Genomic DNA, 21,154 nt, shown 5'->3' with positions numbered 1-21,154 from the left:
TTGAAACTGAGGAACACCCCCATGAGCTTTTCATTCGAGAATCAGGTCGCACTGGTCACCGGCGCTGCGTCCGGTATCGGTCTGGCGACCGCGCAGGCCTTTGCCCGTGCAGGTGCCGCTGTGGCATTGGCCGACGTCAACGGCGAAGCCGCGCAGGCGGCTGCCGAGGCTTTGATCGCCGAAGGTCATCGCGCCATCGGTATTCGTTGCGACGTCTCTGACATGGATCAGGTCGAAGCGATGGTCAAGGCAGCCGTCGCCACTTTTGGCCGTCTGGACGCGGCGTTCAACAACGCCGGTATCCAGAACAAGCTGGCGGAAATCGCCGATGCGACGGTCGAGGACTACGACAAGGTCATGTCGGTCAACCTGCGCGGCGTCTGGAGCTGCATGAAGTTCGAATTGGAACACATGCGCCGCCAAGGCAGCGGCACCATCGTCAATTGCTCGTCTTTGGGTGGCCTGGTGGGTGGTGCCGAGCGTGCCAACTATCACGCGGCGAAGCACGGCGTGATCGGCCTGACCAAGAGCGCGGCCCTGGAATACGCCGCTCGCAACATCCGCATTAACGCGGTCTGCCCAGGGCTGATATGGACGCCGATGGCCGATCAGATGGTCGCAGCGGGGCAGGGTGACGCGCTAGCTGGCATGACCCGGATGATTCCGATGGGCCGTCATGGAAAACCTGAAGAGATTGCCGATGCCGTGCTCTGGCTGAGCAGTTCGACTTCAAGCTATGTCACTGGCCAGTCCATCTCCGTGGACGGCGGGTTCATCATGCGCTGATGTGATTGCAGCCGCATACACCTGACGCCTAACGACAAAACCCCGGATTTCAGATTTCAACCTTGTTGAAGTCGTGGCCACGCTTCGCCTGAAATCATCTGAAAGGAACCCAGACCCATGCCGCCATTGAGCACTTCCAGGTTAACAACTGCACTGCTGATCATCCTCGGTATCGTCGTCTTACTTGTTGGTTTGGCGTTGCTTGTGGGGGGCGGGTATCTCGTCGTGCTGGGCGGGTCGTGGTATTTCGCGTTGGCGGGAGCGGGACTGTTTGTCAGCGGCCTGTTTTTGATACGGCAGCGGTTACCGGGAGCGGTGGTGTATCTGCTGGTGTTCGCCGCGTCGGTCGTCTGGTCGGTGTGGGATGTGGGCCTGGCGTTCTGGCCACTGTTTTCCCGGCTGTTCGCGTTGGGCGTGGCGTTGGTTTTTGTGCTGCTGGCGGCCCCGCATCTGCGGGCTCGCCGACGTCCCGCATCGGCACCGCTGGCATACCTTACGGCGGCAGTGGTGGCGGTTGGTCTGGGCGTAACCTTTTACACGGCGCTGCAACCGCAGCCTATCCAGACGGCTGACGGAACGCCAGCGCCTGTGCCGGGCAAGGCAGTCGGAACGGTTGAGCCTGCGACCGACTGGCGCTATTTCGGTCACACACCTTCAGGCACACGCCATGCGGTGGTCGACCAGATCACACCGCAGAACGTATCGGGTCTGAAGGTGGCGTGGACTTACCGGACAGGCGAAATTCCCGCAGGCAGCCAGGGCCATGTCGTGACGCCGCTTCATGTCAACGGCATGGTCTACGGCTGCACCCAGTCCAGTCAGTTGTTCGCGCTCGACGCCGACACCGGCAAGGAGATCTGGCATCACGATCCCAAGGTGCAAGCCAACAACACCTACCCGCGCTGTCGCGGCGTGGGTTACTACGACGCGACACCTGAGCAGGCCGCCACTGTCACGGCTGCTGGCCCGCAAGCCTGTGCGCGACGGATCATCGCCACCACCGTCGATGCACGACTGGTCGCAGTGGATGCGCGGACCGGGCAGGCCTGTACTGACTTTGGCGACCATGGCAGCGTGAGTTTGCGCATCGGCATGGGAGGCCAGGATCAGGATCTGTATTTTCCGACTGCGGCACCCACAGTGGTTCGTGATCTGATCGTTGTCGGCGGGCTGGTGTGGGACAACCAGAAAACCGGCGAACCGTCTGGCGTAGTCCGCGCGTTCAATGCGCGAACCGGGCAACTCGCCTGGGCCTGGGATCTGGGTAATCCGGCGATTACGCGTGAGCCGCCAGAAGGTCAAACCTACACCCCCGGCACACCGAATGTCTGGTCCACACCTGCCTTCGATGATGCGCTGGGTTTGATCTACCTGCCGACCGGCAACGCGACCCCGGATTTTTGGGGCGGCCATCGCACCGAAGCCGATGATCGCTATTCCTCTTCCATCGTCGCGCTGGACATTGCTACCGGCCGCGAACGCTGGCGTTTCCAGACCGTTCATCATGATCTGTGGGACTACGACGTACCCTCGCAGCCAGCGCTTTATGACGTTCCGGATGGCCATGGCGGCATGCTCCCGGCGCTCATCCAGACCACCAAGCGCGGCCAGATTTTCATGCTTGACCGTCGCACCGGCACCCCGATAGCGCAGGTCGAGGAACGACCGGTTCCACAGGGCGGCGTGGCTGACGATCGTACCGAACCGACGCAGCCATACTCTGTGGGCATGCCGTCCATTGGCACCGAGCCTCTGAGCGAAAAGCGCATGTGGGGTCTCACGCCGCTGGATCAGTTGATCTGCCGAATCGATTTTCGCAAGGCGCGCTATGAGGGTGAATTCACGCCTCCGAGCGAGCGCCTGACGATTCAGTATCCGAGCTGGTTGGGAGGCATGAACTGGGGTTCGGTTTCCATCGCTGAAAACCTTGGCTACATGATCGTCAACGACACCCGCGTTGCCATCTGGAATCGCATGATTCCACGCGCCGCCTACGACGAGAAAACCCTCAGTGGCGGTGGCCATGAAGGCAACGCGCCGCAGGCGGGCACTCCGTGGGGTATCGAGCAAGGTCGCTTCCTCTCGCCGCTGGGCATCCCATGCCAGGAACCGCCTTATGGCACTCTCACGGCCATTGATCTGGCGACGCGCAAGATTGCATGGTCAACGCCCTTGGGTACGACCGAGCAAACCGGTCCGTTGGGTATTGCAACCCATTTGTCGATGCCAATCGGTATGCCTACTCGGGGTGGTCCGATCACCACCTCGACAGGGTTGGTGTTCATGGCCGGCACTCAGGATTTCTACATCCGCGCCTTCGATGTGCGCACGGGCAAAGAACTCTGGAAGGGACGTTTGCCGGTCGGCGCTGAGGCGACGCCAATGACCTACGTCTCGCCCAAGACCGGCAGGCAATTCGTGCTCATCAGCGCGGGCGGCAACTCCGCCACTACGCAAAAAGGAGACTACATCGTGGCATACGCGCTGCCTGATCAGGCCTGATGGCGGACATCGCTGATATCAGTCGGCATTGCAGCGGCCTGACCCAGGTCACCGCTGCATACACACCTCAAAACCAACACCGAAACGAAAGGAAAAGTCATGGAACTCAAACGCCCAGGTTCGCAGCCCTCCATCAAAGGCCCGGAGGAGTGGTTCACCGGTACTGTGAGGATCGACCCCCTGAACTTCCCGCCGGAACCGGCCCGAGTGTCCGTTGCCAGTGTGACCTTCGAACCCGGGGCACGCACTGCCTGGCACACCCACCCGCTCGGACAGACCCTGATCGTCACCGCCGGCTGCGGCTGGACGCAGTGCGAAGGCGAGCCCATCGTCGAGATTCGTGCAGGCGACGTCATCTGGTGCCCGCCCGGCCACAAACATTGGCACGGCGCAACCGCCACCACCTCAATGACTCACATTGCGGTGCAAGAAGCGTTGAATGGCAAAAACGTTGAATGGTTGGAAAAGGTTACGGACGAGGAATATGGCGTTGGTCCTGCTGTTGCGCCTCATGACCACAGCCACTGAAGCGTTGGTCAGCTATTTAACATTTATTCATGATCACTGATTGATCGCACTCGGGCCCATTTGGCTAAGCCTTGGTATTCAGGACGCAGTGCTGCTTCACCGCTGACCGATCCTTGCAACCTACTGTGGAAATGCTGAGCCAGAAGCCGTCTTTTTTTAAATGACCGCTTCTGGCCCAGAGTGTGTAAAAACGCCCGGACATACCCTTGCTATGATTTCTGAGAATTTCATCGCAAGGGAAGCCCATGAAACGGTTTATCCAGGGTGAGCACCGAGGGCAAAGCACCTTACTTCCCGAGAGGCTCGACGACTACGTCAGCGATTCCAACCCGGTACGGGTGGTTGATGCCTTCGTCGATGAACTCGATTTGGCCTCGTTGGGTTTTGATGGCGTCATTCCCGCCGAAACCGGCAGACCTGCGTATCACCCTGCGATCCTGCTGAAGATCTATATCTACGGCTACCTCAATCGCATCCAATCGAGTCGACGTCTTGAGCGAGAAGCCCAGCGCAACATCGAATTGATGTGGTTAACCGGGCGCTTGATGCCCGACTTCAAAACCATCGCCAACTTCCGAAAAGACAACAGCAAAGCCATTCGCGGCGTGTGCCGCCAGTTCGTTGTGCTGTGCCAGCAGTTGGGGTTGTTTAGCGAAAACCTGGTGGCCATCGACGGCAGCAAATTCAAGGCAGTGAACAACCGCGACCGCAATTTCACCAGCGCCAAACTGAAGCGGCGAATGGGAGAAATCGAGTCGAGCATCAACCGTTACCTGACCTCCCTTGATGCAGCTGATCGGCAAGTGCCAAGCGCCGCTGAGCCAGACGCTACGCGCCTGGAAGAGAAAATCGCCAAGCTCAAAGCTCAGATGAAAGAGCTTCAGGTGATCGAGTCTCAGCTCAACGACTCTCCAGACAAACAGGTCTCACTGACCGACCCCGATGCCCGCTCGATGATGACGCGTGGCAATGGCATCGTCGGCTACAACGTACAGACGGCGGTCGATACCCAGCACCATTTGATCGTTGCTCACGAGGTCACGAACGTTGGCTCTGACCGCGACCAACTCAGCTCGATGGCGAAGCAGGCGCGGGAAGCCATTGGTTCAGAAACGCTGTCCGTCGTGGCTGATCGAGGCTACTTCAAAAGCGAGGAAATCCTGGCCTGCCATGATGCAAAAATTACCGCCTATGTACCCAAGTCGATGACTTCAGGAGCTAAAGCGGACGGGCGTTTCAACAAAGATGCCTTCGTTTTTAACGCAGCTAAAAATGAATACCTTTGCCCGGCTGGCGAGGCATTGATTTGGCGTTTCTCCAGCGTCGAGAAAGGCCTGAACATGCACTGCTACTGGAGTTCGAACTGCCAAAGCTGCGCCCTGAAAACTCAGTGCACGCCGAGCAAGCAGCGACGAGTGCGGCGTTGGGAGCATGAAGCCGTGCTAGACGAAATGCAGAACCGGCTGAACCAGGCGCCGGACATGATGCGAGTCCGAAAGCGCACTGTTGAGCATCCCTTCGGGACGCTCAAACAATGGATGGGATCCACGCATTTCCTCACGCGTAGGCTGGCCGGCGTCAGCGCGGAGATGAGTCTAAATGTGCTCGCCTACAACATGAAGCGGGTCATGAGAATCATCGGTGCCGAAGGCTTGTTGAAGGCAATAGCGGCGTAAAAACCTCCGGCTTTTGCTGCTCCAGGTTGCGCTAAAACGCTTCATAAGCGCTCCGGAGCGTTACCGATGCTGATCGTGGCAAATACGTGGCCAATCGACTCGCCTGGCTGCGCTGGGCTGAGGCATCCACGATACGGAAGTGTTTTTACACACTCTGGGCCAATAGCAGCCACTCGTAAACGGTAGTCCCGCATCGCATCAGGCAACCGTCGATCAATCTCGCGGAGTCTGGACGTTCGAATTTTCAATGCTCGCGAGAAAATTGCAGGTATCCCGATTAGAACGCAGACAAACCACGCGGCAAGCTGGTGGTGCTGTTGCAACAAGTTGCCGCATCTTTTCTCGCGCTGATTTTTTCGTCCGCCACATGAATCTAAAAAACTCCGGCAGGTTCATCAGCAGTTCGGGGCAGTTCTCAGGCAAGTCAGGCCGAGACTGACCGCGTTGGAGCAGGGTTCTGCGCAGTACGCGTAAGAATCGAAGCGTCGCCGAACGATCAATCCATATCAAAAGGTCTGCACGGGCCAGCCGGTTGTCCCAAGTGGCTGAATGGCCGCCTTCGAATATCCAACAATCTCGGGCCTCAACATCGAGACAAAGCTGTGTCTTCTCGTCCGGACTTCGCTCGATCCACCCTGGCTGCCAGTGAATAGTGTCGATATGAATGACCGGCAAACCTGTGCGCTGACCAAGCTCACGCGCCAAAGTGCTTTTGCCTGACCCAGGTTGACCAACAATCATCACCCGTTGCATCGAAGCTCCTTCTCACTATGCCAGCTGATTTTTCCGGGGCGGCGATTTTACGTCAAGACCTATCTCGGTCAACAAAAAGCGGTCAGTATGACAGGCAGCTTCTGGCCGATTGTGTTGAAAAAGTCAGTTTTCCCAAAACACTCGAATATTAATGTATGAAAACACCTCTGTTGCCCGCTGCTACGTGAGCTCCGAGTACTGAACCTTCTGCCAAAAATTCAGATTTCAATCTCAGGCGCGTACTTTTCTGGCGTGGAATTCGAAGCCGACTGTTTTCAACAGAATCGGCCAAAAGCGGTCACTCCGCATGCCTACGAAGCCAGGGGCGATTCAGGTGTCGCCGAAAACATAAAAACTGTACGCCCGAAAGTCACATCCCCTCATGGAACTTCCCGAAAAAATGATGTCAATTTGATTGCTCGTTACAGCAACAAGATCATCTTGGATCAGTCAGCGTCAGGCTATTTCCTGAGACCCCATGGAGAGAGTGATGAGAGCCATCATTGCGATGTTATTGATGTTGAGTACCTACGCTCATGCTAGTTGCGGCAGCATCAGTGACAGCGATCAACGCGCTTATTGCGAGGCCAAAACCAATGGCCAAAGCTGCGGCAATATCCGGGACAACGACCTTCGGGCCAGTTGCTCGGCGGAAATGAACGGTCAAAGCTGCGGCAACATCAGTGACAACGATCAACGCGCTTACTGCAATGCCAAAGTCAACGGTCAAAGCTGCGGCAATATCCGGGACAACGACCTTCGGGCCAGGTGCTCGGCGGAAATGAACGGTCAAAGCTGCGGCAACATCAGTGACAACGATCAACGCGCTTACTGCAATGCCAAAGTCAACGGTCAAAGCTGCGGCAACATTCAAGACAACAACTTGCGTAACGAGTGTGATGCCATAAAGCATTGATCTCCGAATCACGCATGACCAGCCGCTCTTCATCGATCCGCTGGCGCTCTAACTGATCTGGGCGGCGCTCATCCCCTCGACCCGGGGAGCGGCATTGAAGTCCAGCATGGAAATGAAGCTGTCCATCAACGGTGATTCGTTGTGGGTGTTCCAGCTCATGTACAGACCGATGGCCGGGTTGGGGGAGGCGGTCACGGGGCAGACCCGGCGGAACAGGACCTTGTCGCGCATGATTGTGTTAGCAATCGACTCAGGCACCAGGGCAACGCCAAAACCGCAGGCTACCAAGCCGATCAAGGTATGGATCTGCGCGGCCTCCTGCATCACCTTGGGGTAAAAACCGGCGGCCTCACACAAGGCGATCAACTGGCTGTGATAGCCGGTGCCCAGGGCTTCGGGGGTGAATACGAAGTCTTCCCCAGCGAAATCCCTCAAGTCGATCGGACCTTCCTTCGCCTTCGGGTGACGGGCGGGCAGCGCCATCACGATCTCTTCGTCGAGCAACAGGCGTGACTCAACGTTTTCCGCCGAGATCGGCAACTTGCGCATAAAGGCAATATCCGCTTCCCCGGACAGAATAGCTTTGGCCTGGCTGGCAGAGGGCATCTCCTTGATGATCAACTGGACTTTGGGGTAGGTCTCGCGGAACTGGCGCAGGGTGCTGAGCAGCGACTCATAGTAGGCGATCGACACCGCAGTCACTGTGAGTTTGCCGGCAATACCCTCGGATACTTGGCGTGCGTGTTCGATGCCCAGCTCCAACTCCTTCAATGTGCTGTAGGCGGCGTTCAGAAACGCACCGCCGGCGGGGGTCAGCTTGACCCCGCGTTTATTGCGCGTGAACAGACGGAACCCCAGTTTGTCTTCCAGTCGATGGATGGCTTGGCTCAACGGGGGCTGGGCCATATGCAGGCGAATGGCGGCCCTGTGGAAATGCAGCTCTTCAGCCACGGCGATGAATTGACGTAGCAGGCGGGTTTCGATCATTTCTTCTGGTCCTTCATTTGAACTGATCTGTGGACTGGGCGAGGCAATGTTACCTGTAAACAGGCGCTCGACAGGGTAAGTTGAACTTCGGACCTAAAGCTTGCAAGTGCTGTCGAGCAAGCCTGAACGCCGTGGGGAAGTTTTGAGACGGGCATCCAGGCGAATAATCGCCAAGGGTTCATTCGCGTTGAGCATCAACTTGATACGAACCAAGTATCAACTTGGGCCGCCGTTAGTATTAAACAGAGAGAATATACATTGTTAAGGTGAGGTGGCACTCAAGAGGAAACAGCCAATGAACTTTACAGGAAAGACGGCAGTTGTAACGGGCGCTGGCCGAGGGCTCGGTTTTAGTTATGCGCAGGTGCTAGCCACGCTGGGTGCCAATGTCGTGATCAGTGATATCGGCGCAGACAAGCTGGGCGCCGGGGGCGATGGCTCCATCGCCATGGAGGCTGCGCAAACCCTCAGGGACAAAGGTTTCAACGTGGTGGGGCATCATGGCGACTTGTCCAGTGAACAGGGTTGCGAGCAATTGGTGGCAACGGCCATCCAGACGTTTGGCCAACTCGATATCTTGATTCACAACGCCGGTTGGGTCGGTTATCAGGCGATTGAAGAGGCCGATACAACATTCATCGACCGCGCGGTGGATATCAATATCTATACCCCCGTGTGGTTATGCAAACATGCCTGGAAACATCTCAAACAGTCTGCTGCCCCACGGGTCGTGCTGACGTCATCCGACCGCGCGATGTACCAGCAATATGCCCAACCGGGCCTGGTGGCGTATGCCGCCGGCAAGATGGCGCAACTGGGCATCATGAATGCGCTGAGCATGGAAGGCACGGATGCGGGCATCCTCGTCAATGCGGTATCCCCAGTGGCCAAGACCCGCATGTGGGGCGTGACGGGCGAACCGGAGAACCTCAAGCCAGAGTGGGTGACGCCTGGCGTGGTGTTTCTGGCGTCGCAGCATTGCCAGGACTCCGGTTATGTCCTGCGTGCCAGCAATGGGCAATTTACGGCGACGCGGTTTGTCGAAAACCCAGGTGTCGACTACCCCGTCAATCTGGCCCGCGTGAAGGCCACCAGCGCCGAACAAGTTGCCCAGCTTTGGGACCAAATTAAGGAGCATTGAATATGCCTGCTCAGGAAGAGCTCAAACTGTTTTCAGCGTGCCAGGCCGATCTGGGTGAAAGCCCGGTCTGGGATGAAGCCCATCAGTGCCTGCTGTTTGTCGACATCAGTGGCGGCCAGATCAATGCCCTGGACCAACATGGCCGCCTGACGCGGCTGTATGAGTCGCCTGCGCGCATCGGCGCCCTGGCCTTGACTGACAAGGGCAACCTGATTTTTACCCAGGATGCCGGCGTTGCCGTCCTCGACCGCACAAGTCTGCGGGTCACCCACAACTCAAAGTTGGCCATTACGCTGTCGTCCTATCGCTTCAATGATGGTGCATGCGACCCCCAGGGGCGCTTCATCACCGGTTTGATGGATGAAGGTCACAGCCGCAATACGGGCAAGCTCTATCGCTACGACGCCGGCCTGAACGCCTCGGTCATAATGGACGGCATCAGCCTGCCCAATGGACTTGCGTGGTCGAGCGATGGCAGCGAGTTGTTTTTTGTCGACTCAGTGGCCCGTACCCTCTATCGCGCCCGTTATCCGGCGAACGGAAACGGCCTGGAACAGGTATTGGTGTTCGCCCAGACACCGGCTGAACTTGGCCGGCCAGATGGTCTGGCGCTGGATGTCGAGGGTAACCTGTGGGTCTGCCAATTCAACGGCAGTTGCGTGCTCCAGTACGACCGCCATGGCGTGCTGCTCCAGGCCTTGCCAATGCCGGTGCCACGCCCCACCAGTTGCTGCTTTGGCGGGCCGGACATGCGCACCTTGTACATCACCACCGCCAAGTTCGGCATGTCGGCGGCCGAGCAGGCGGACTATCCGGCGGCGGGCAATATCTACAGCATCCGTTTGCCAGTGCCCGGAAGGCCGCGACACCGTTTCAAGGAACTTTAATCGCACAGGCATCAAGGACGTGGCAGGCCAGCAGGTATTCTTGAATAGTCGATCAACGCCATCACCTTTTTCTCGAATCTGGCCCACCATTGCGCCGTGCTCCGCGGCGCTTTTTTCTTTGATGGCGGACTATTCCTGGTCAGCCATCAGGTTTACCCAACCCATGCGCTTCCATCCGCCCACCTGATCAGATAGACAAGCTCAGTACCGTGGTTCTGGAAAGCTTGGGAGTGGGGCGGGTTTGTGTAATATCGATGGAGCAAGTCTGAGTGACAAAAGGATAATTTGGTCACTCGTTGTCAAGCGCATTTCGGGTGCGTAAGCTAGCCGCATGAATAAGACAACCATCGCTTCCACGAGCATCCGTGGTCCTGCCGATCATGAAATCCGGAACCAGATCGTCGCAGCGGCCAACCAGCACTTCAGTCAATACGGCTATAGCAAAACCACGGTTTCCGATCTGGCGAAGGCGATCGGGTTTTCCAAGGCGTACATCTACAAGTTTTTTGATTCCAAGCAGGCGATTGGTGAAGCTATCTGTGCCAATTGCCTGGCGCAAATGATCGCGGCAGTGGAGCAGGAAATTAACGTTGGTGGCCTCACGCCGACCGAGCGTTTACGACGCTTGTTGAAAACGCTGGTGGCTACCGGTGTGAATTTGTTCTTCAGTGAGCGAAAACTCTACGACATCGCTGCTTTTGCAGCGTCTGAAAACTGGCCTTGCGCTCAGCAATACGATGCCTTGATCAGGGGCTTTGTCGTGCAGATTGTGCGTGAAGGGCGAGAGCTCGGCGAGTTTGAACGTAAAACGCCGTTGGACGAAACAGTCGATGCAATCCACCTGGCGCTACGGCCTTTCGTCAATCCGTTGCTATTGCAGTACAACCTTGATGTTGTCGAGGTGGCTCCGGTCCTCACCTCCAATCTCATTCTGCGTAGCTTGATGCCGTGAGCCTACGCCAAACCCTGTATATCTTTTTGCGCTGATATCAACGTTTAGTCTGTGGGCGAACACTGCCCAACTGGGCCTGTCCGCTTGCCAATAATGTGACTGTTTTTGGAAGTGGTCACGTTAATAAACCTCACATACCTGTCCTTGAGAGATTGCCCTCAAGCAGCGCTGTTGCAATCAACGACTCATGGTGGCGGATCTTCCGCTGAGCGGATATCGACTCGTCAGTTGGGTATCCGAGGGCTGCCAGCCGCCGCCCAGTGCCCTGAACGTGGCGACGGCCGCGCGTGTCGATTCGGTCTGTGCCTGTGCCCGAGCGTCGGAAGCTTGAAGCAAGGTCTCGTCAGCGTGCAGGACGTCCATCAAGCTCGCCGTGCCTTTCTCATAAGCAATGAACGACGATTGGCGAGCTTGAGTAAGAGACGTCTCGCCTCCCATTAGGGTGGTGGCTTGGGCGCCCCGATTGACCAGCGAGGAGAGCGCGTTCTCGACGTCCTCGGTGGCGCGCAGCACCGATTGACGGTAAGCGGCCAGGGCTTCGCCTTCCTGTCCTTTGGCTTGGTCGATTTGGGCGTTGATGCGGCCGAAATCGAAAAGTCTCCAGCGCAGTCCCAGTACGCCAGCCGATTGACTGGCGCCGCCGGAAAAAAGATTGCCTGCGGACACCGCCGTCGCGCTCCCCAGTAGCGCACTCAGCGAGAACTTCGGGTAGTACTCGGCAATCGCTTCCCCGATGCGTGCGTTGGAGGCGGCAAGGCGGCGCTCGGCCACGATGAGGTCAGGCCTGCGCCGCAGTAAATCGGCGGGGGTTCCCAAGGTCTTTAACTGCGGTGCCACCGGAATGCTCCCGACCATGGCAAGTTGCGTACGGTGAGTACCGGGTGGCGTGCCGAGCATGACATCGAGTGAGTTCATGGCAGCATCCAGACCGGCCTGCAGGACCGGCACCGTGGCTTGGACCTGGGCTAACGCCCCCTCGGTTTGACGCACCTCGTAGCTGGCGGCAAGCCCTTTGCTATAGAGCAATTGGACTTTCTCCAGCAGTCCTTGCTGGGTTTTGACTTGTCGATTCGCAATGTCCAATCGAGCCTGCAGCCCACGGATAGTGATGTAGGTATCCGCGGTCTGCGCGGCGATGGCCAATCGTGTGGCAGCGGCGCCTGCCTCGCTGGCCTGGTACTCGGCCAGCGCCGCCTCGCGTCCGCGTCGCAGGCCGCCAAAGATATCCACTTCCCAACTGGCATTGAGGTCGGCCTCGTAGGAACTCCCATACCGATCGTAGCCAGGCGTTGAGTTCAACACCTGGCCGAGTGGGGTCTCGATGGATTGATAAGCGCGTGCGGCCTGAGCGCTGATGTTTGCTGAGGGCGCCAAAGCGGCATTGGCGGCGCTGAGTCCGGCCCGCGCCTGCGTGACTCGCGCCTGGGCCTGTGCCAGATCGAGGTTCTGCTCAAGCGCCTTGGAGACGAAGCCGGCGAGCAGTGGGTCCCCGAAACTCTCCCACCAGATGACGAGACTGGCAGGCGTTGCCGCTGGTCTCTGCCCGACAGAAAACTGGCCCCAGTATCGGTCCGGGAGCGGGGCGTCTGGACGGCGATAGTCCGGGCCGACCGCACAGCCTGTCATCAAGGTGGCGCTTATCAGAAAAGCAGCGGGGCGCAGGGAGAGCATTGAGATTCCTTGAATCGCGAGATGTTTGTGACCATATTACTTTATGGTCACAAACTGTCAATTGAGGCCACTGAGCTAAATTCAGGCATGGCTAGAAAATAACCCTCGACTGCCTCACATGCAGCCCTTGCAAAACGTCGCCTTGTACCGATCCCGTCTGAGTGAAGGGGCACCTAGAGCTTTCGCGTAAGGGGCATTGCACGGCTAAGGTCCAGCTGGATTCTTGGTTTGTGACTGTTGACAACAATGGTCACCAGTCTGAATATAGCGCTCCTGCTCTCTCTATTTAATAAGGGAACCTATGCTCCGGCTCCGACCTTTCCCCATTGCCGCCTGCTTGTTGCCTCTCGTCCTGACGGCGTGTGGTGACTCCTCCAATCTTGACGATCCGCGCACGCAGGCTCCGCTGGTAAGGCCCGGAACGGTTGAGGGTGCCTCAGAGGCGTCACGCTCATTCACAGGGGTAGTGGCGGCCCGCGTGCAGAGCGATCTGGGCTTTCGGGTTTCCGGCAAGATTCTTGAGCGGTTGGTCGAAACCGGCCAGAGCGTTAAACGCGGTCAGCCGCTTATGCGCCTTGACCCTATCGACCTCGGGTTGCAGGCGCGAGCACAGCAAGAGTCGGTCATCGCCGCCAAAGCCCGAGCCAAGCAGACAGCCGATGACGAGGCGCGATACCGCAGCCTGGTAGCCGCAGGCGCTATTTCTGCATCGGCCTATGACCAGATCAAAGCCTCAGCAGATACCGCAAAGGCGCAGCTTAGCGCCGCTGAAGCGCAGGCTGACGTTGCCCGCAATGCTTCAGGCTACGCAGTGTTATTTGCCGACTCCGACGGTGTCGTGGTGGAGACGCTCGCCGAGCCCGGGCAAGTCGTCAGCCCGGGGCAGCCTGTGGTTCGACTGGCGCGCGCAGGTCAGCGCGAAGCCATCGTGCATCTGCCCGAGACGTTGCGTCCTGCCCCAGGTTCCACTGCGCAAGCGACGCTTTATGGAGATACCGCCAACGCAGTGACTGCGAAGCTGAGGCTGCTTTCCGACTCTGCCGACCAAGCCACGCGCACGTTTGAGGCGCGGTACGTGCTGGCGGGCGCGCTGACCAATGCGCCGATAGGTTCGACGGTTACCCTGCGCATCGCAGAAGGCGCCGCGCAAGCGCAGGCTTTACGAGTGCCCATCGCGGCCCTTTATGACCCAGGCAAAGGCACAGGCGTGTGGGTGATCGCCGGCTCACCGGCAAAAGTTTCTTGGCGCCCTGTTCAAGTGCTGGGGTTGAGCGACGATGCCGCGCGCGTGGCAGGCGATCTCAAGGTCGGTGAGCAGATCGTAGCGTTAGGCGCCCATCTGTTGCGCGATGGCGAAGAAGTGCGAGTGCCCGGGCAGGATCAAGCCAACGTTGCCGGGAGCCATCCATGAGCGAAGGCCGCTTCAATATTTCAGCGATCGCCGTTCGTGAGCGATCTATCACGGTATTTCTGATCTTTTTGATCGCGGTGGCAGGCACCCTGGCGTTCTTCAAGCTGGGGCGTGCGGAGGATCCGCCGTTTACGGTCAAGCAGCTGACAGTCATTACCGCGTGGCCCGGCGCAACCGCGCAGGAGATGCAGGACCAGGTAGCCGAGCCCCTTGAAAAGCGGTTGCAGGAATTGAAATGGTACGACCGCACGGAAACCTACACGCGGCCGGGTCTCGCTTTCACCATGGTGTCGCTGCTCGACAGCACGCCGCCGTCGCAAGTGCAGGAGGAGTTTTACCAGGCGCGCAAAAAACTCGACGACGAGGCCACCAAGCTACCGGCGGGTGTGATCGGGCCATTGGTCAACGATGAGTATTCGGACGTGACGTTCGCGCTGTTCGCTCTCAAAGCCAAAGGCGAGCCGCAGCGCCTGTTGGTGCGTGATGCGGAGTCGTTGCGTCAGCAACTCTTGCATGTGCCGGGCGTGAAGAAGGTCAATATCATCGGCGAGCAGGCCGAGCGCATTTTTGTGTCTTTCTCCCACGATCGGTTGGCCACTTTGGGCATTGCGCCTCAGGAGATCTTTGCCGCGTTGAATGATCAGAACGTACTGACGCCGGCCGGTTCGATCGACACCAACGGGCCGCAAGTCTTCCTGCGCCTGGACGGTGCCCTCGATAAGCTGGAGAAGATTCGCGATACGCCGATTGTGGCTCAGGGGCGCACGCTCAAGCTTTCCGATGTGGCGACTGTCGAGCGTGGTTATGAAGACCCGGCCACCTTTGTGGTGCGCAATAACGCAGAAGAGGCCCTGCTGCTGGGGGTCATCATGCGCGAAGGTTGGAACGGCCTGGATCTGGGCAAGGCGCTGGACGCCGAGACCCGCAAAATCAATGAGCACATGCCACTGGGCATGACCCTGACCAAGGTCACCGATCAAGCCGTCAACATCGACTCGGCCGTAGGCGAGTTCATGGTCAAGTTTTTTGTCGCGCTGCTGGTGGTGATGCTCGTTTGCTTCCTCAGCATGGGCTGGCGTGTGGGCGTGGTGGTCGCCGCTGCCGTGCCATTGACACTGGCGATCGTGTTTGTGGTGATGGCGGCCACCGGAAAGAACTTCGACCGTATTACCCTCGGGTCATTGATCCTGGCGCTCGGGTTGCTGGTAGATGACGCGATCATTGCTATCGAAATGATGGTGGTGAAAATGGAGGAGGGCTACGACCGCATCAAGGCCTCGGCGTATGCCTGGAGTCATACGGCCGCGCCGATGCTCTCCGGCACACTGGTAACGGCGGTTGGCTTCATGCCCAACGGTTTTGCCCAGTCCACTGCCGGTGAATACACCAGCAATATGTTCTGGATCGTGGGCATTGCGTTGATTGCGTCCTGGATTGTCGCAGTGGCTTTCACCCCTTACCTGGGCGTGAAGTTGTTGCCAGAGATCAAGCCGGTCGAGGGTGGGCATGCTGCTATCTACAATACTCCCCGCTACAACCGCTTCCGCCGGGTCCTGACACGGGTCATCGCCCTCAAGTGGCTGGTGGCTGGCACGGTTATTACGTTGTTTGTTGTAGCCGTTCTGGGCATGGGGCTGGTGAAGAAGCAGTTCTTCCCGACGTCGGACCGTCCCGAGGTGATGGTCGAGGTGCAAATGCCCTACGGAACCTCCATCGAACAGACCAGTGCCACCGCGGCAAAAGTCGAGGCTTGGCTGCAACAGCAGGAAGAGGCAAAAGTCATCACCGCCTACATTGGCCAGGGCGCGCCGCGCTTCTTCCTGGCGATGGCACCCGAACTGCCGGACCCATCGTTCGCCAAGATTGTGGTGCTCACGGCCAGTCAGGAAGCGCGCGAAACCCTCAAGGTTCGTTTGCGTGAGGCTGTGGCTGCAGGGCTCGCCCCAGAGGCCCGTGTCAGGGCGACGCAAATTGTGTTCGGTCCGTATTCACCTTTCCCTGTCGCTTACCGAGTGATGGGGCCTGACCCGACCAAGCTGCGCGAGATTGCCGGGCGCGTACAAGCGGTCATGCAAGCGAGCCCGTTGATGAGGACGGTCAATAGCGATTGGGGCCCACTGACACCGACTTTGCATTTGCGCTTGGATCAGGATCGCTTGCAGGCGGTAGGGCTGACCTCCAGCGCAGTCGCCCAGCAGTTGCAGTTCTTGCTGACCGGCGTGCCGATCACAGCGGTTCGTGAAGACATTCGTTCAGTGCAGGTGGTGGGGCGCGCCGCGGGTGACATCCGCCTGGATCCGGCTCGGATCGAGGGGTTTACAGTGGTGGGCGCGGCGGGCCAGCGTATCCCTCTGTCCCAGGTCGCAGAGGTGGATGTGCGTATGGAAGACCCCATTCTCCGGCGCCGTGACCGTACCCCGACGATCACCGTGCGCGGCGATATTGACGAAGGTCTTCAGCCACCTGATGTGTCGGGTGTGATCGTCAAGCAACTACAGCCGATTATCGACACGCTTCCCAACGGCTATCGGATCGAGCAAGCGGGTGCAATCGAGGAGTCGGGCAAGGCCGGCCAGGCGATAGTGCCGTTACTACCCATCATGATTGCCCTGACGCTGCTGATCATCATCGTTCAGGTACGTTCGATCTCGGCAATGATCATGGTGTTTTTCACCGCACCGTTGGGCCTGATTGGCGTAGTACCGACCCTGCTGATGTTTCATCAACCGTTTGGTATCAACGCCCTGGTTGGTCTCATCGCGCTGTCGGGCATCCTGATGCGTAACACGCTGATTTTAATTGGGCAGATCCATCACAACGCTCAGGAAGGCTTGGATCCATTTCACGCCGTCATCGAAGCCACCGTGCAGCGGGCTCGTCCGGTGCTGCTGACGGCGATGGCGGCGATCCTGGCATTCATCCCGCTGACCCATTCGGTGTTTTGGGGCACCCTGGCCTACACGCTGATCGGAGGCACGTTAGTCGGCACCGTTATGACGCTGGTATTCCTGCCGGCGATGTACGCCATTTGGTTCAAGATCCGTCCTGACAATGCAGGTCAAACCGAGCCAGCGAATTAAGTAAGCAAACCCAGTGGATGGGGCGCCATCCCGTCCTCTCGTCGTGCACCTCATCGTTGTAGCATGGGCGGCGACTGAAAAAATGAAGAGGGTTCAATGAGTAATCTCGAAGCTCAAAAGCGAATCGTGGTCACCGGCGTCGGCATTGTCGGGCCTTTGGGGTGCGCAGTAGAGGAAGTCTGGAAGAGATTGCTGGCCGGGCGTTCTGGTATCCGCAACCTGCCCGACGACATTACTGAGGGTACGGGCATCGCAGTGGGCGGCCAGGTGCCGTCTCTCGAAGAGGATGCCATCGCCGGTTACGACCCGGAGCGCATCATCTCGGCCAAGGATCGCAAAAAGATGGATCGCTTCATCGAGTTTGCATTGGTGGCAGCGCACGAAGCGCTGGAGCAGGCCGGCTGGCATCCAACAGAGGTCACCGACCAAGTGCGGACGGCCACGATCATTGCGTCGGGCGTGGGTGGCTTCGGCGCGATTGCCGACGCAGTCCGCACCACCGATGCGCGTGGTCCTCGCCGACTGTCGCCATTCACTGCACCGTCCTTTCTCGCCAATATGGCGGCCGGGCACGTCTCCATCCGTCACGGCTTTAAAGGCCCGCTCGGCGCTCCCGTCACGGCCTGCGCCGCAGGGGTACAGGCCATCGGCGACGCGGCCAGAATCATCAGAGCCGGTGAGGCGGATATCGCGATATGCGGCGGTACCGAGGCGGCGATAGACCGTGTGACCCTAGGCTGTTTCGCAGCGGCCCGCGCGCTATCCACGGGGTTTGCCGAGCACCCGCAGGCAGCCTCGCGACCGTTCGATCGTGATCGCGATGGCTTCGTCATGTCCGAAGGTGCCGGTTTATTGGTGATCGAGTCACTGGAGCATGCCCTCAGGCGTGGGGCCAAGCCCCTGGCGGAGTTGGTCGGCTACGGCACCAGCGCTGACGCGTATCACCTGACGGCCGGTCCGGAGGACGGCAGCGGCGCACGTCGCGCCATGGAGCAGGCGCTGCGCCAGGCGGCGGTGAGTCCCGCCGACGTTCAGCACATCAACGCGCATGCAACCTCCACCCAGGTCGGCGACAAAGGCGAGTTGGCAGCGATTCGCTCGGTTTTCGGGAGCGGCGCCAGTGTCGCGATCAGTTCGACGAAGTCCGCCACCGGGCATCTGCTTGGCGCAGCTGGAGGTATTGAAGCGGTGTTTACGGTGCTAGCGCTTCGCGACCAAGTGGTGCCACCCACGCTCAATCTCAATCATCCCGATGAGGCAGCCGACGGCCTTGATCTGGTCGCCCTGAACTCGCGACAGTTGCCAATTACCCATGCGCTCTCGAATGGGTTCGGATTTGGCGGTGTGAACGCCAGCGTGCTGTTTCGCCGCTGGGCGCCGGAGGTTGAATAATGAACGCGGCGTGACGTGGCGAGGGTTTTGTCCAGTGGGCCGAAGCGATCTGGCCGTCGGGTTTGAGCACCCCGCGGCTTTTTCACGCCCTCATAGCCGCTCAGCACCTGTTCAAAGCCAATATCCGGGGCTTTGCCGTAGCGTTTGAAGGCCAGTGCTTTCAAAACTGCCTTGGGCCCGATGCCATTGAAGGAAATGAGCGGCTAATGACGTTTGCTCAGGACTGCGCCTGATACCGCTCGGCGGCGCGCGCCTGGCGGATATCCGAGAGCAGCCCCTGGCGCGCCTGATCCAGTTGGTCCCAACGACCTTCGACGTGCAGCGGCGGGATGGTCACTGGCTCGCGGCGGTCGAACCCCAGCAGCGCCGCGTCCACCAGCTCATCCACGTCCATCACTTCCGGCAGTGCGTTGATATCGATGCCGGCGCGTTCCCAGATTTCGGTGCGGGTGGCGGCGGGCAGAACGGCTTGGATGTACACGCCCTTGGCGGCCAATTCCACGGTCAACCCTTGGGACAGGAACAGGACGAATGCCTTCGTCGCGCCATACACCGACATGCCGAACTCAGGCGCAAAACCCACCACCGAGCCCAGGTTGATGATCGAACCGCTGCCGGTCTGCGCAAAGCGCGGTGCCACGGCGGCGGCCAGACGCGTCAGCGCCACCACGTTCAGCGCGATCAATTGGTCGAGCGCCTGGGCACTCTGGTCAACGATGCCACCGGACTGCGCCATGCCTGCGTTATTGATCAGGATGCCGATACGGGCGTCCTCTCGCAGACGAGTTTCCAGCGCAGCGAGGTCGGCGGCCTGTGTCAAGTCGGCCTGAAACACCTCCACGGCCACGCCGTTTTCCTCGCGCAGTTGTGCAGCCAGTGTTTCCAGGCGCGCGTTGTCGCGCGCCACCAACACCAGGTCATGGCCACGGCGGGCGAAGCGCTTGGCATAGGTAGCACCGATGCCGGAGGAGGCGCCAGTGATCAGAACAGCGGGGAGCGAAGTCATGGTGAGTATCCTAAGGAATGCCGCAGTGATGGAAAGTGCACTAATGATTACGACCGAAATCTAAAAAGTCAACGTTTTGATGTTGGTCGACATCAATGTATGCTTGCGGCCTGTACGGATAAGTTTCAGGTGGACGATGAAAGTCTCTAAACAACAGGCCCAGGCCAATCGCGCGCACATCGTGCAAACCGCGTCCGCGCTGTTTCGCGAGCGTGGTTATGACGGTGTAGGCATCGCTGACTTGATGGCAGCGGCAGGGTTTACCCAAGGTGGGTTCTACAAACACTTCGAATCCAAGGCCGACCTGATGGCGCAAGCGTCGGCGTGCGGCCTGGCAGAGTCCGCCGCCCGCACGGCGGGGGCGTCGACCGAAGCATTCGTGAACCTCTACTTGTCGCGTGAACACCGCGATCAGCGCGCTACGGGGTGCACCCTGGCGGCGTTATGCAGTGACGCGGCACGCAAGGAAGACGAGGTTCGCGCTGCCTTTGCCGCCGGCATCGAGGCCCAACTGAGCGCGATGCACGAGGCAAAAGCCGACGGTGAAGAACAAGACCCGGCGGCGCGTGCCGCCAACCTTGCGTTGATGGCGCAGGTGCTGGGTGGGTTGATCATGTCACGGGCCTGCCCGGACGACTCGGCACTGGCCAATGAAATCCTGGCGGCGTGTCGTGCAGACATCCAAGGGCGCCAAGACGAGGAGCAGTCCTGAGGACTAACCCCAGGCGCGCTGTTGCAGCGTGCTGAGCCGTTAGAGCCCGGCGTCAGCACACAGGCTTAGAGAAAAAAACAGGGGAGCGGCGTGGCTCCCCTGCATTGGCGCCTCAACTGCTGCGCCCGCCACCGTGGCTGCGTTCCCCCTCCTTTACGTCCGGCTTGGGAGGCTTTTTCACGGCCGTTGGCAAAGTTGCCACCGCTGTGTTGGCCGCCTTTACTGCCGGCTTCGGCGGCCCGTTGTGGATCGTTCTTGAAGTTCCCTCCACTGTGTTGGCCGCCTTTGCTGCCCGCTTCGTTAACGCTTGTTTGGCCTTTTTTATCCTGAGTGCTCATTGTCATTTACCTCATGGTTATAAAGGTTATGCAGCTTTCATTAGTGAAGTTGCCTTTGGCGCACGCTAATCGGTTAAGCGTGCTGTTCAGTCTTGATGTATAGGCAAGCTTTAGAACGTCACGAAAGTTGCATTTGTATCGCGCCCGTGTGCTGGCGAACTTACGACGTGCGGCCGCCGCCATGGCTGTGCTGTCCGCCTTTGCGGCCAGCTTGGGCGGCTTTTTCGCGGTCGTTGGCAAAGTTGCCGCCGGACGCCTGGCCGCCTTTACGCCCGGCCTCGGCTGCGCGTTCATGATCATTGGCGAAGTTGCCAGGGTTTTTATTGCTGGTAGGCATGATGCATCTCCACTATTTAATCAAGGTTGGTTATATGAGTGCCCATCGCAACAACGGGCATTAACTCCGATAACGGCAC

16 protein-coding genes and 2 pseudogenes are annotated in these 21,154 nt (G+C 58.9%); 11 read left to right on the top strand and 7 right to left on the bottom strand.

What is annotated here, in order from left to right:
- Positions 1-21: 21 nt before the first annotated feature.
- From K1567_RS05710 to K1567_RS05695, 4 genes are all read left to right on the top strand, one after another.
- Entirely contained in the window at positions 22-786 is a 765-nt protein-coding gene (locus K1567_RS05710; RefSeq protein ID WP_034097277.1) for an SDR family NAD(P)-dependent oxidoreductase, read from the top strand.
- Positions 787-903: 117 nt separating this feature from the next.
- Positions 904-3,288, top strand: a complete 2,385-nt coding sequence (locus K1567_RS05705) for a membrane-bound PQQ-dependent dehydrogenase, glucose/quinate/shikimate family (RefSeq protein ID WP_052202187.1) — start codon at positions 904-906, stop codon at positions 3,286-3,288.
- A gap of 99 nt (positions 3,289-3,387) precedes the next feature.
- A complete protein-coding gene (locus K1567_RS05700; protein ID WP_034114465.1) occupies positions 3,388-3,816 on the top strand; it encodes a cupin domain-containing protein in 429 nt (142 codons plus the stop codon).
- A gap of 245 nt (positions 3,817-4,061) precedes the next feature.
- The gene (locus K1567_RS05695) at positions 4,062-5,492 is read left to right on the top strand and encodes an IS1182 family transposase (RefSeq protein ID WP_034097281.1); all 1,431 of its coding nucleotides are present in this window, start codon (positions 4,062-4,064) and stop codon (positions 5,490-5,492) included.
- Between the two features lie 213 nt (positions 5,493-5,705).
- Here the strand turns inward: K1567_RS05695 and K1567_RS05690 are convergent, their stop codons facing one another.
- From K1567_RS05690 to K1567_RS05680, 3 genes are all read right to left on the bottom strand, one after another.
- The gene (locus K1567_RS05690; RefSeq protein ID WP_080758713.1) at positions 5,706-6,245 is read right to left on the bottom strand and encodes an AAA family ATPase; all 540 of its coding nucleotides are present in this window, start codon (positions 6,243-6,245) and stop codon (positions 5,706-5,708) included.
- Between the two features lie 511 nt (positions 6,246-6,756).
- Complete coding sequence (locus K1567_RS27900) at positions 6,757-7,158, bottom strand: hypothetical protein (protein ID WP_220698244.1); 402 nt, start codon at positions 7,156-7,158, stop codon at positions 6,757-6,759.
- A gap of 51 nt (positions 7,159-7,209) precedes the next feature.
- Complete coding sequence (locus K1567_RS05680; protein ID WP_220698243.1) at positions 7,210-8,148, bottom strand: LysR family transcriptional regulator; 939 nt, start codon at positions 8,146-8,148, stop codon at positions 7,210-7,212.
- A 295-nt stretch (positions 8,149-8,443) separates the two neighbouring features.
- Here K1567_RS05680 and K1567_RS05675 point away from each other — a divergent pair, with 295 nt between their 5' ends.
- From K1567_RS05675 to K1567_RS05665, 3 genes are all read left to right on the top strand, one after another.
- On the top strand, positions 8,444-9,289 hold the full coding sequence (locus K1567_RS05675) for an SDR family NAD(P)-dependent oxidoreductase (RefSeq protein ID WP_034097287.1): 846 nt from the start codon (positions 8,444-8,446) through the stop codon (positions 9,287-9,289).
- A gap of 2 nt (positions 9,290-9,291) precedes the next feature.
- Positions 9,292-10,176 carry an SMP-30/gluconolactonase/LRE family protein gene (locus tag K1567_RS05670; RefSeq protein WP_034097288.1) on the top strand — a complete coding sequence of 295 codons (885 nt, stop codon included), beginning with the start codon at positions 9,292-9,294 and terminating at the stop codon, positions 10,174-10,176.
- Between the two features lie 331 nt (positions 10,177-10,507).
- Positions 10,508-11,128 carry a TetR/AcrR family transcriptional regulator gene (locus K1567_RS05665; protein ID WP_034097289.1) on the top strand — a complete coding sequence of 207 codons (621 nt, stop codon included), beginning with the start codon at positions 10,508-10,510 and terminating at the stop codon, positions 11,126-11,128.
- Between the two features lie 177 nt (positions 11,129-11,305).
- On the opposite strand, the gene K1567_RS05660 is transcribed toward K1567_RS05665, so the two are convergent.
- Positions 11,306-12,799 carry an efflux transporter outer membrane subunit gene (locus K1567_RS05660; RefSeq protein ID WP_220698242.1) on the bottom strand — a complete coding sequence of 498 codons (1,494 nt, stop codon included), beginning with the start codon at positions 12,797-12,799 and terminating at the stop codon, positions 11,306-11,308.
- Positions 12,800-13,100: 301 nt separating this feature from the next.
- Between K1567_RS05660 and K1567_RS05655 the strand changes: the two genes are divergently transcribed.
- The 3 genes from K1567_RS05655 (at position 13,101) to fabF (ending at position 18,682) form a co-directional block, all read left to right on the top strand.
- Positions 13,101-14,210 carry an efflux RND transporter periplasmic adaptor subunit gene (locus tag K1567_RS05655; protein ID WP_034112946.1) on the top strand — a complete coding sequence of 370 codons (1,110 nt, stop codon included), beginning with the start codon at positions 13,101-13,103 and terminating at the stop codon, positions 14,208-14,210.
- Positions 14,207-17,290, top strand: coding sequence for an efflux RND transporter permease subunit (locus K1567_RS05650; protein WP_034097293.1), 3,084 nt, complete (start codon positions 14,207-14,209; stop codon positions 17,288-17,290). Before K1567_RS05655 ends, K1567_RS05650 begins: the two co-directional genes overlap by 4 nt.
- A 96-nt stretch (positions 17,291-17,386) precedes the next feature.
- On the top strand, positions 17,387-18,682 hold the full coding sequence (gene fabF, locus K1567_RS05645; RefSeq protein ID WP_220698241.1) for a beta-ketoacyl-ACP synthase II: 1,296 nt from the start codon (positions 17,387-17,389) through the stop codon (positions 18,680-18,682).
- A gap of 217 nt (positions 18,683-18,899) precedes the next feature.
- On the opposite strand, the gene K1567_RS05640 is transcribed toward fabF, so the two are convergent.
- On the bottom strand, positions 18,900-19,688 hold the full coding sequence (locus K1567_RS05640) for an SDR family oxidoreductase (RefSeq protein WP_034097298.1): 789 nt from the start codon (positions 19,686-19,688) through the stop codon (positions 18,900-18,902).
- Positions 19,689-19,824: 136 nt separating this feature from the next.
- Between K1567_RS05640 and K1567_RS05635 the strand changes: the two genes are divergently transcribed.
- Complete coding sequence (locus K1567_RS05635; RefSeq protein ID WP_099312869.1) at positions 19,825-20,400, top strand: TetR family transcriptional regulator; 576 nt, start codon at positions 19,825-19,827, stop codon at positions 20,398-20,400.
- 112 nt (positions 20,401-20,512) lie between these two features.
- On the opposite strand, the pseudogene K1567_RS05630 reads toward K1567_RS05635, so the two are convergent.
- Together K1567_RS05630 and K1567_RS05625 are read right to left on the bottom strand one after the other, a co-directional pair.
- A pseudogene (locus K1567_RS05630) lies at positions 20,513-20,699 on the bottom strand (general stress protein); the annotation flags it as partial.
- A 199-nt stretch (positions 20,700-20,898) separates the two neighbouring features.
- A pseudogene (locus tag K1567_RS05625) lies at positions 20,899-21,051 on the bottom strand (general stress protein); the annotation flags it as partial.
- Between the last annotated feature and the right edge of the window lie 103 nt (positions 21,052-21,154).

Source organism: Pseudomonas sp. S5F11, from assembly GCF_019641515.1.
Classification (GTDB): domain Bacteria; phylum Pseudomonadota; class Gammaproteobacteria; order Pseudomonadales; family Pseudomonadaceae; genus Aquipseudomonas; species Aquipseudomonas rhodesiae.
The sequence above is the reverse complement of the archived record's forward strand: the minus strand, read 5'-3'. Positions and strand labels throughout refer to the sequence as shown.

Coding starts and splice junctions, on each gene's coding strand:
- K1567_RS27900 (WP_220698244.1), bottom strand. CDS start 7,158: ATGCTTTATGGCATCACACTCGTTACGCAAGTTGTTGTCTTGAATGTT.
- K1567_RS05650 (WP_034097293.1), top strand. CDS start 14,207: ATGAGCGAAGGCCGCTTCAATATTTCAGCGATCGCCGTTCGTGAGCGA.
- K1567_RS05665 (WP_034097289.1), top strand. CDS start 10,508: ATGAATAAGACAACCATCGCTTCCACGAGCATCCGTGGTCCTGCCGAT.
- K1567_RS05690 (WP_080758713.1), bottom strand. CDS start 6,245: ATGCAACGGGTGATGATTGTTGGTCAACCTGGGTCAGGCAAAAGCACT.
- K1567_RS05640 (WP_034097298.1), bottom strand. CDS start 19,688: ATGACTTCGCTCCCCGCTGTTCTGATCACTGGCGCCTCCTCCGGCATC.
- K1567_RS05700 (WP_034114465.1), top strand. CDS start 3,388: ATGGAACTCAAACGCCCAGGTTCGCAGCCCTCCATCAAAGGCCCGGAG.
- K1567_RS05635 (WP_099312869.1), top strand. CDS start 19,825: ATGAAAGTCTCTAAACAACAGGCCCAGGCCAATCGCGCGCACATCGTG.
- K1567_RS05710 (WP_034097277.1), top strand. CDS start 22: ATGAGCTTTTCATTCGAGAATCAGGTCGCACTGGTCACCGGCGCTGCG.
- K1567_RS05705 (WP_052202187.1), top strand. CDS start 904: ATGCCGCCATTGAGCACTTCCAGGTTAACAACTGCACTGCTGATCATC.
- K1567_RS05670 (WP_034097288.1), top strand. CDS start 9,292: ATGCCTGCTCAGGAAGAGCTCAAACTGTTTTCAGCGTGCCAGGCCGAT.
- K1567_RS05655 (WP_034112946.1), top strand. CDS start 13,101: ATGCTCCGGCTCCGACCTTTCCCCATTGCCGCCTGCTTGTTGCCTCTC.
- K1567_RS05675 (WP_034097287.1), top strand. CDS start 8,444: ATGAACTTTACAGGAAAGACGGCAGTTGTAACGGGCGCTGGCCGAGGG.
- K1567_RS05660 (WP_220698242.1), bottom strand. CDS start 12,799: ATGCTCTCCCTGCGCCCCGCTGCTTTTCTGATAAGCGCCACCTTGATG.
- K1567_RS05680 (WP_220698243.1), bottom strand. CDS start 8,148: ATGATCGAAACCCGCCTGCTACGTCAATTCATCGCCGTGGCTGAAGAG.
- fabF (WP_220698241.1), top strand. CDS start 17,387: ATGAGTAATCTCGAAGCTCAAAAGCGAATCGTGGTCACCGGCGTCGGC.
- K1567_RS05695 (WP_034097281.1), top strand. CDS start 4,062: ATGAAACGGTTTATCCAGGGTGAGCACCGAGGGCAAAGCACCTTACTT.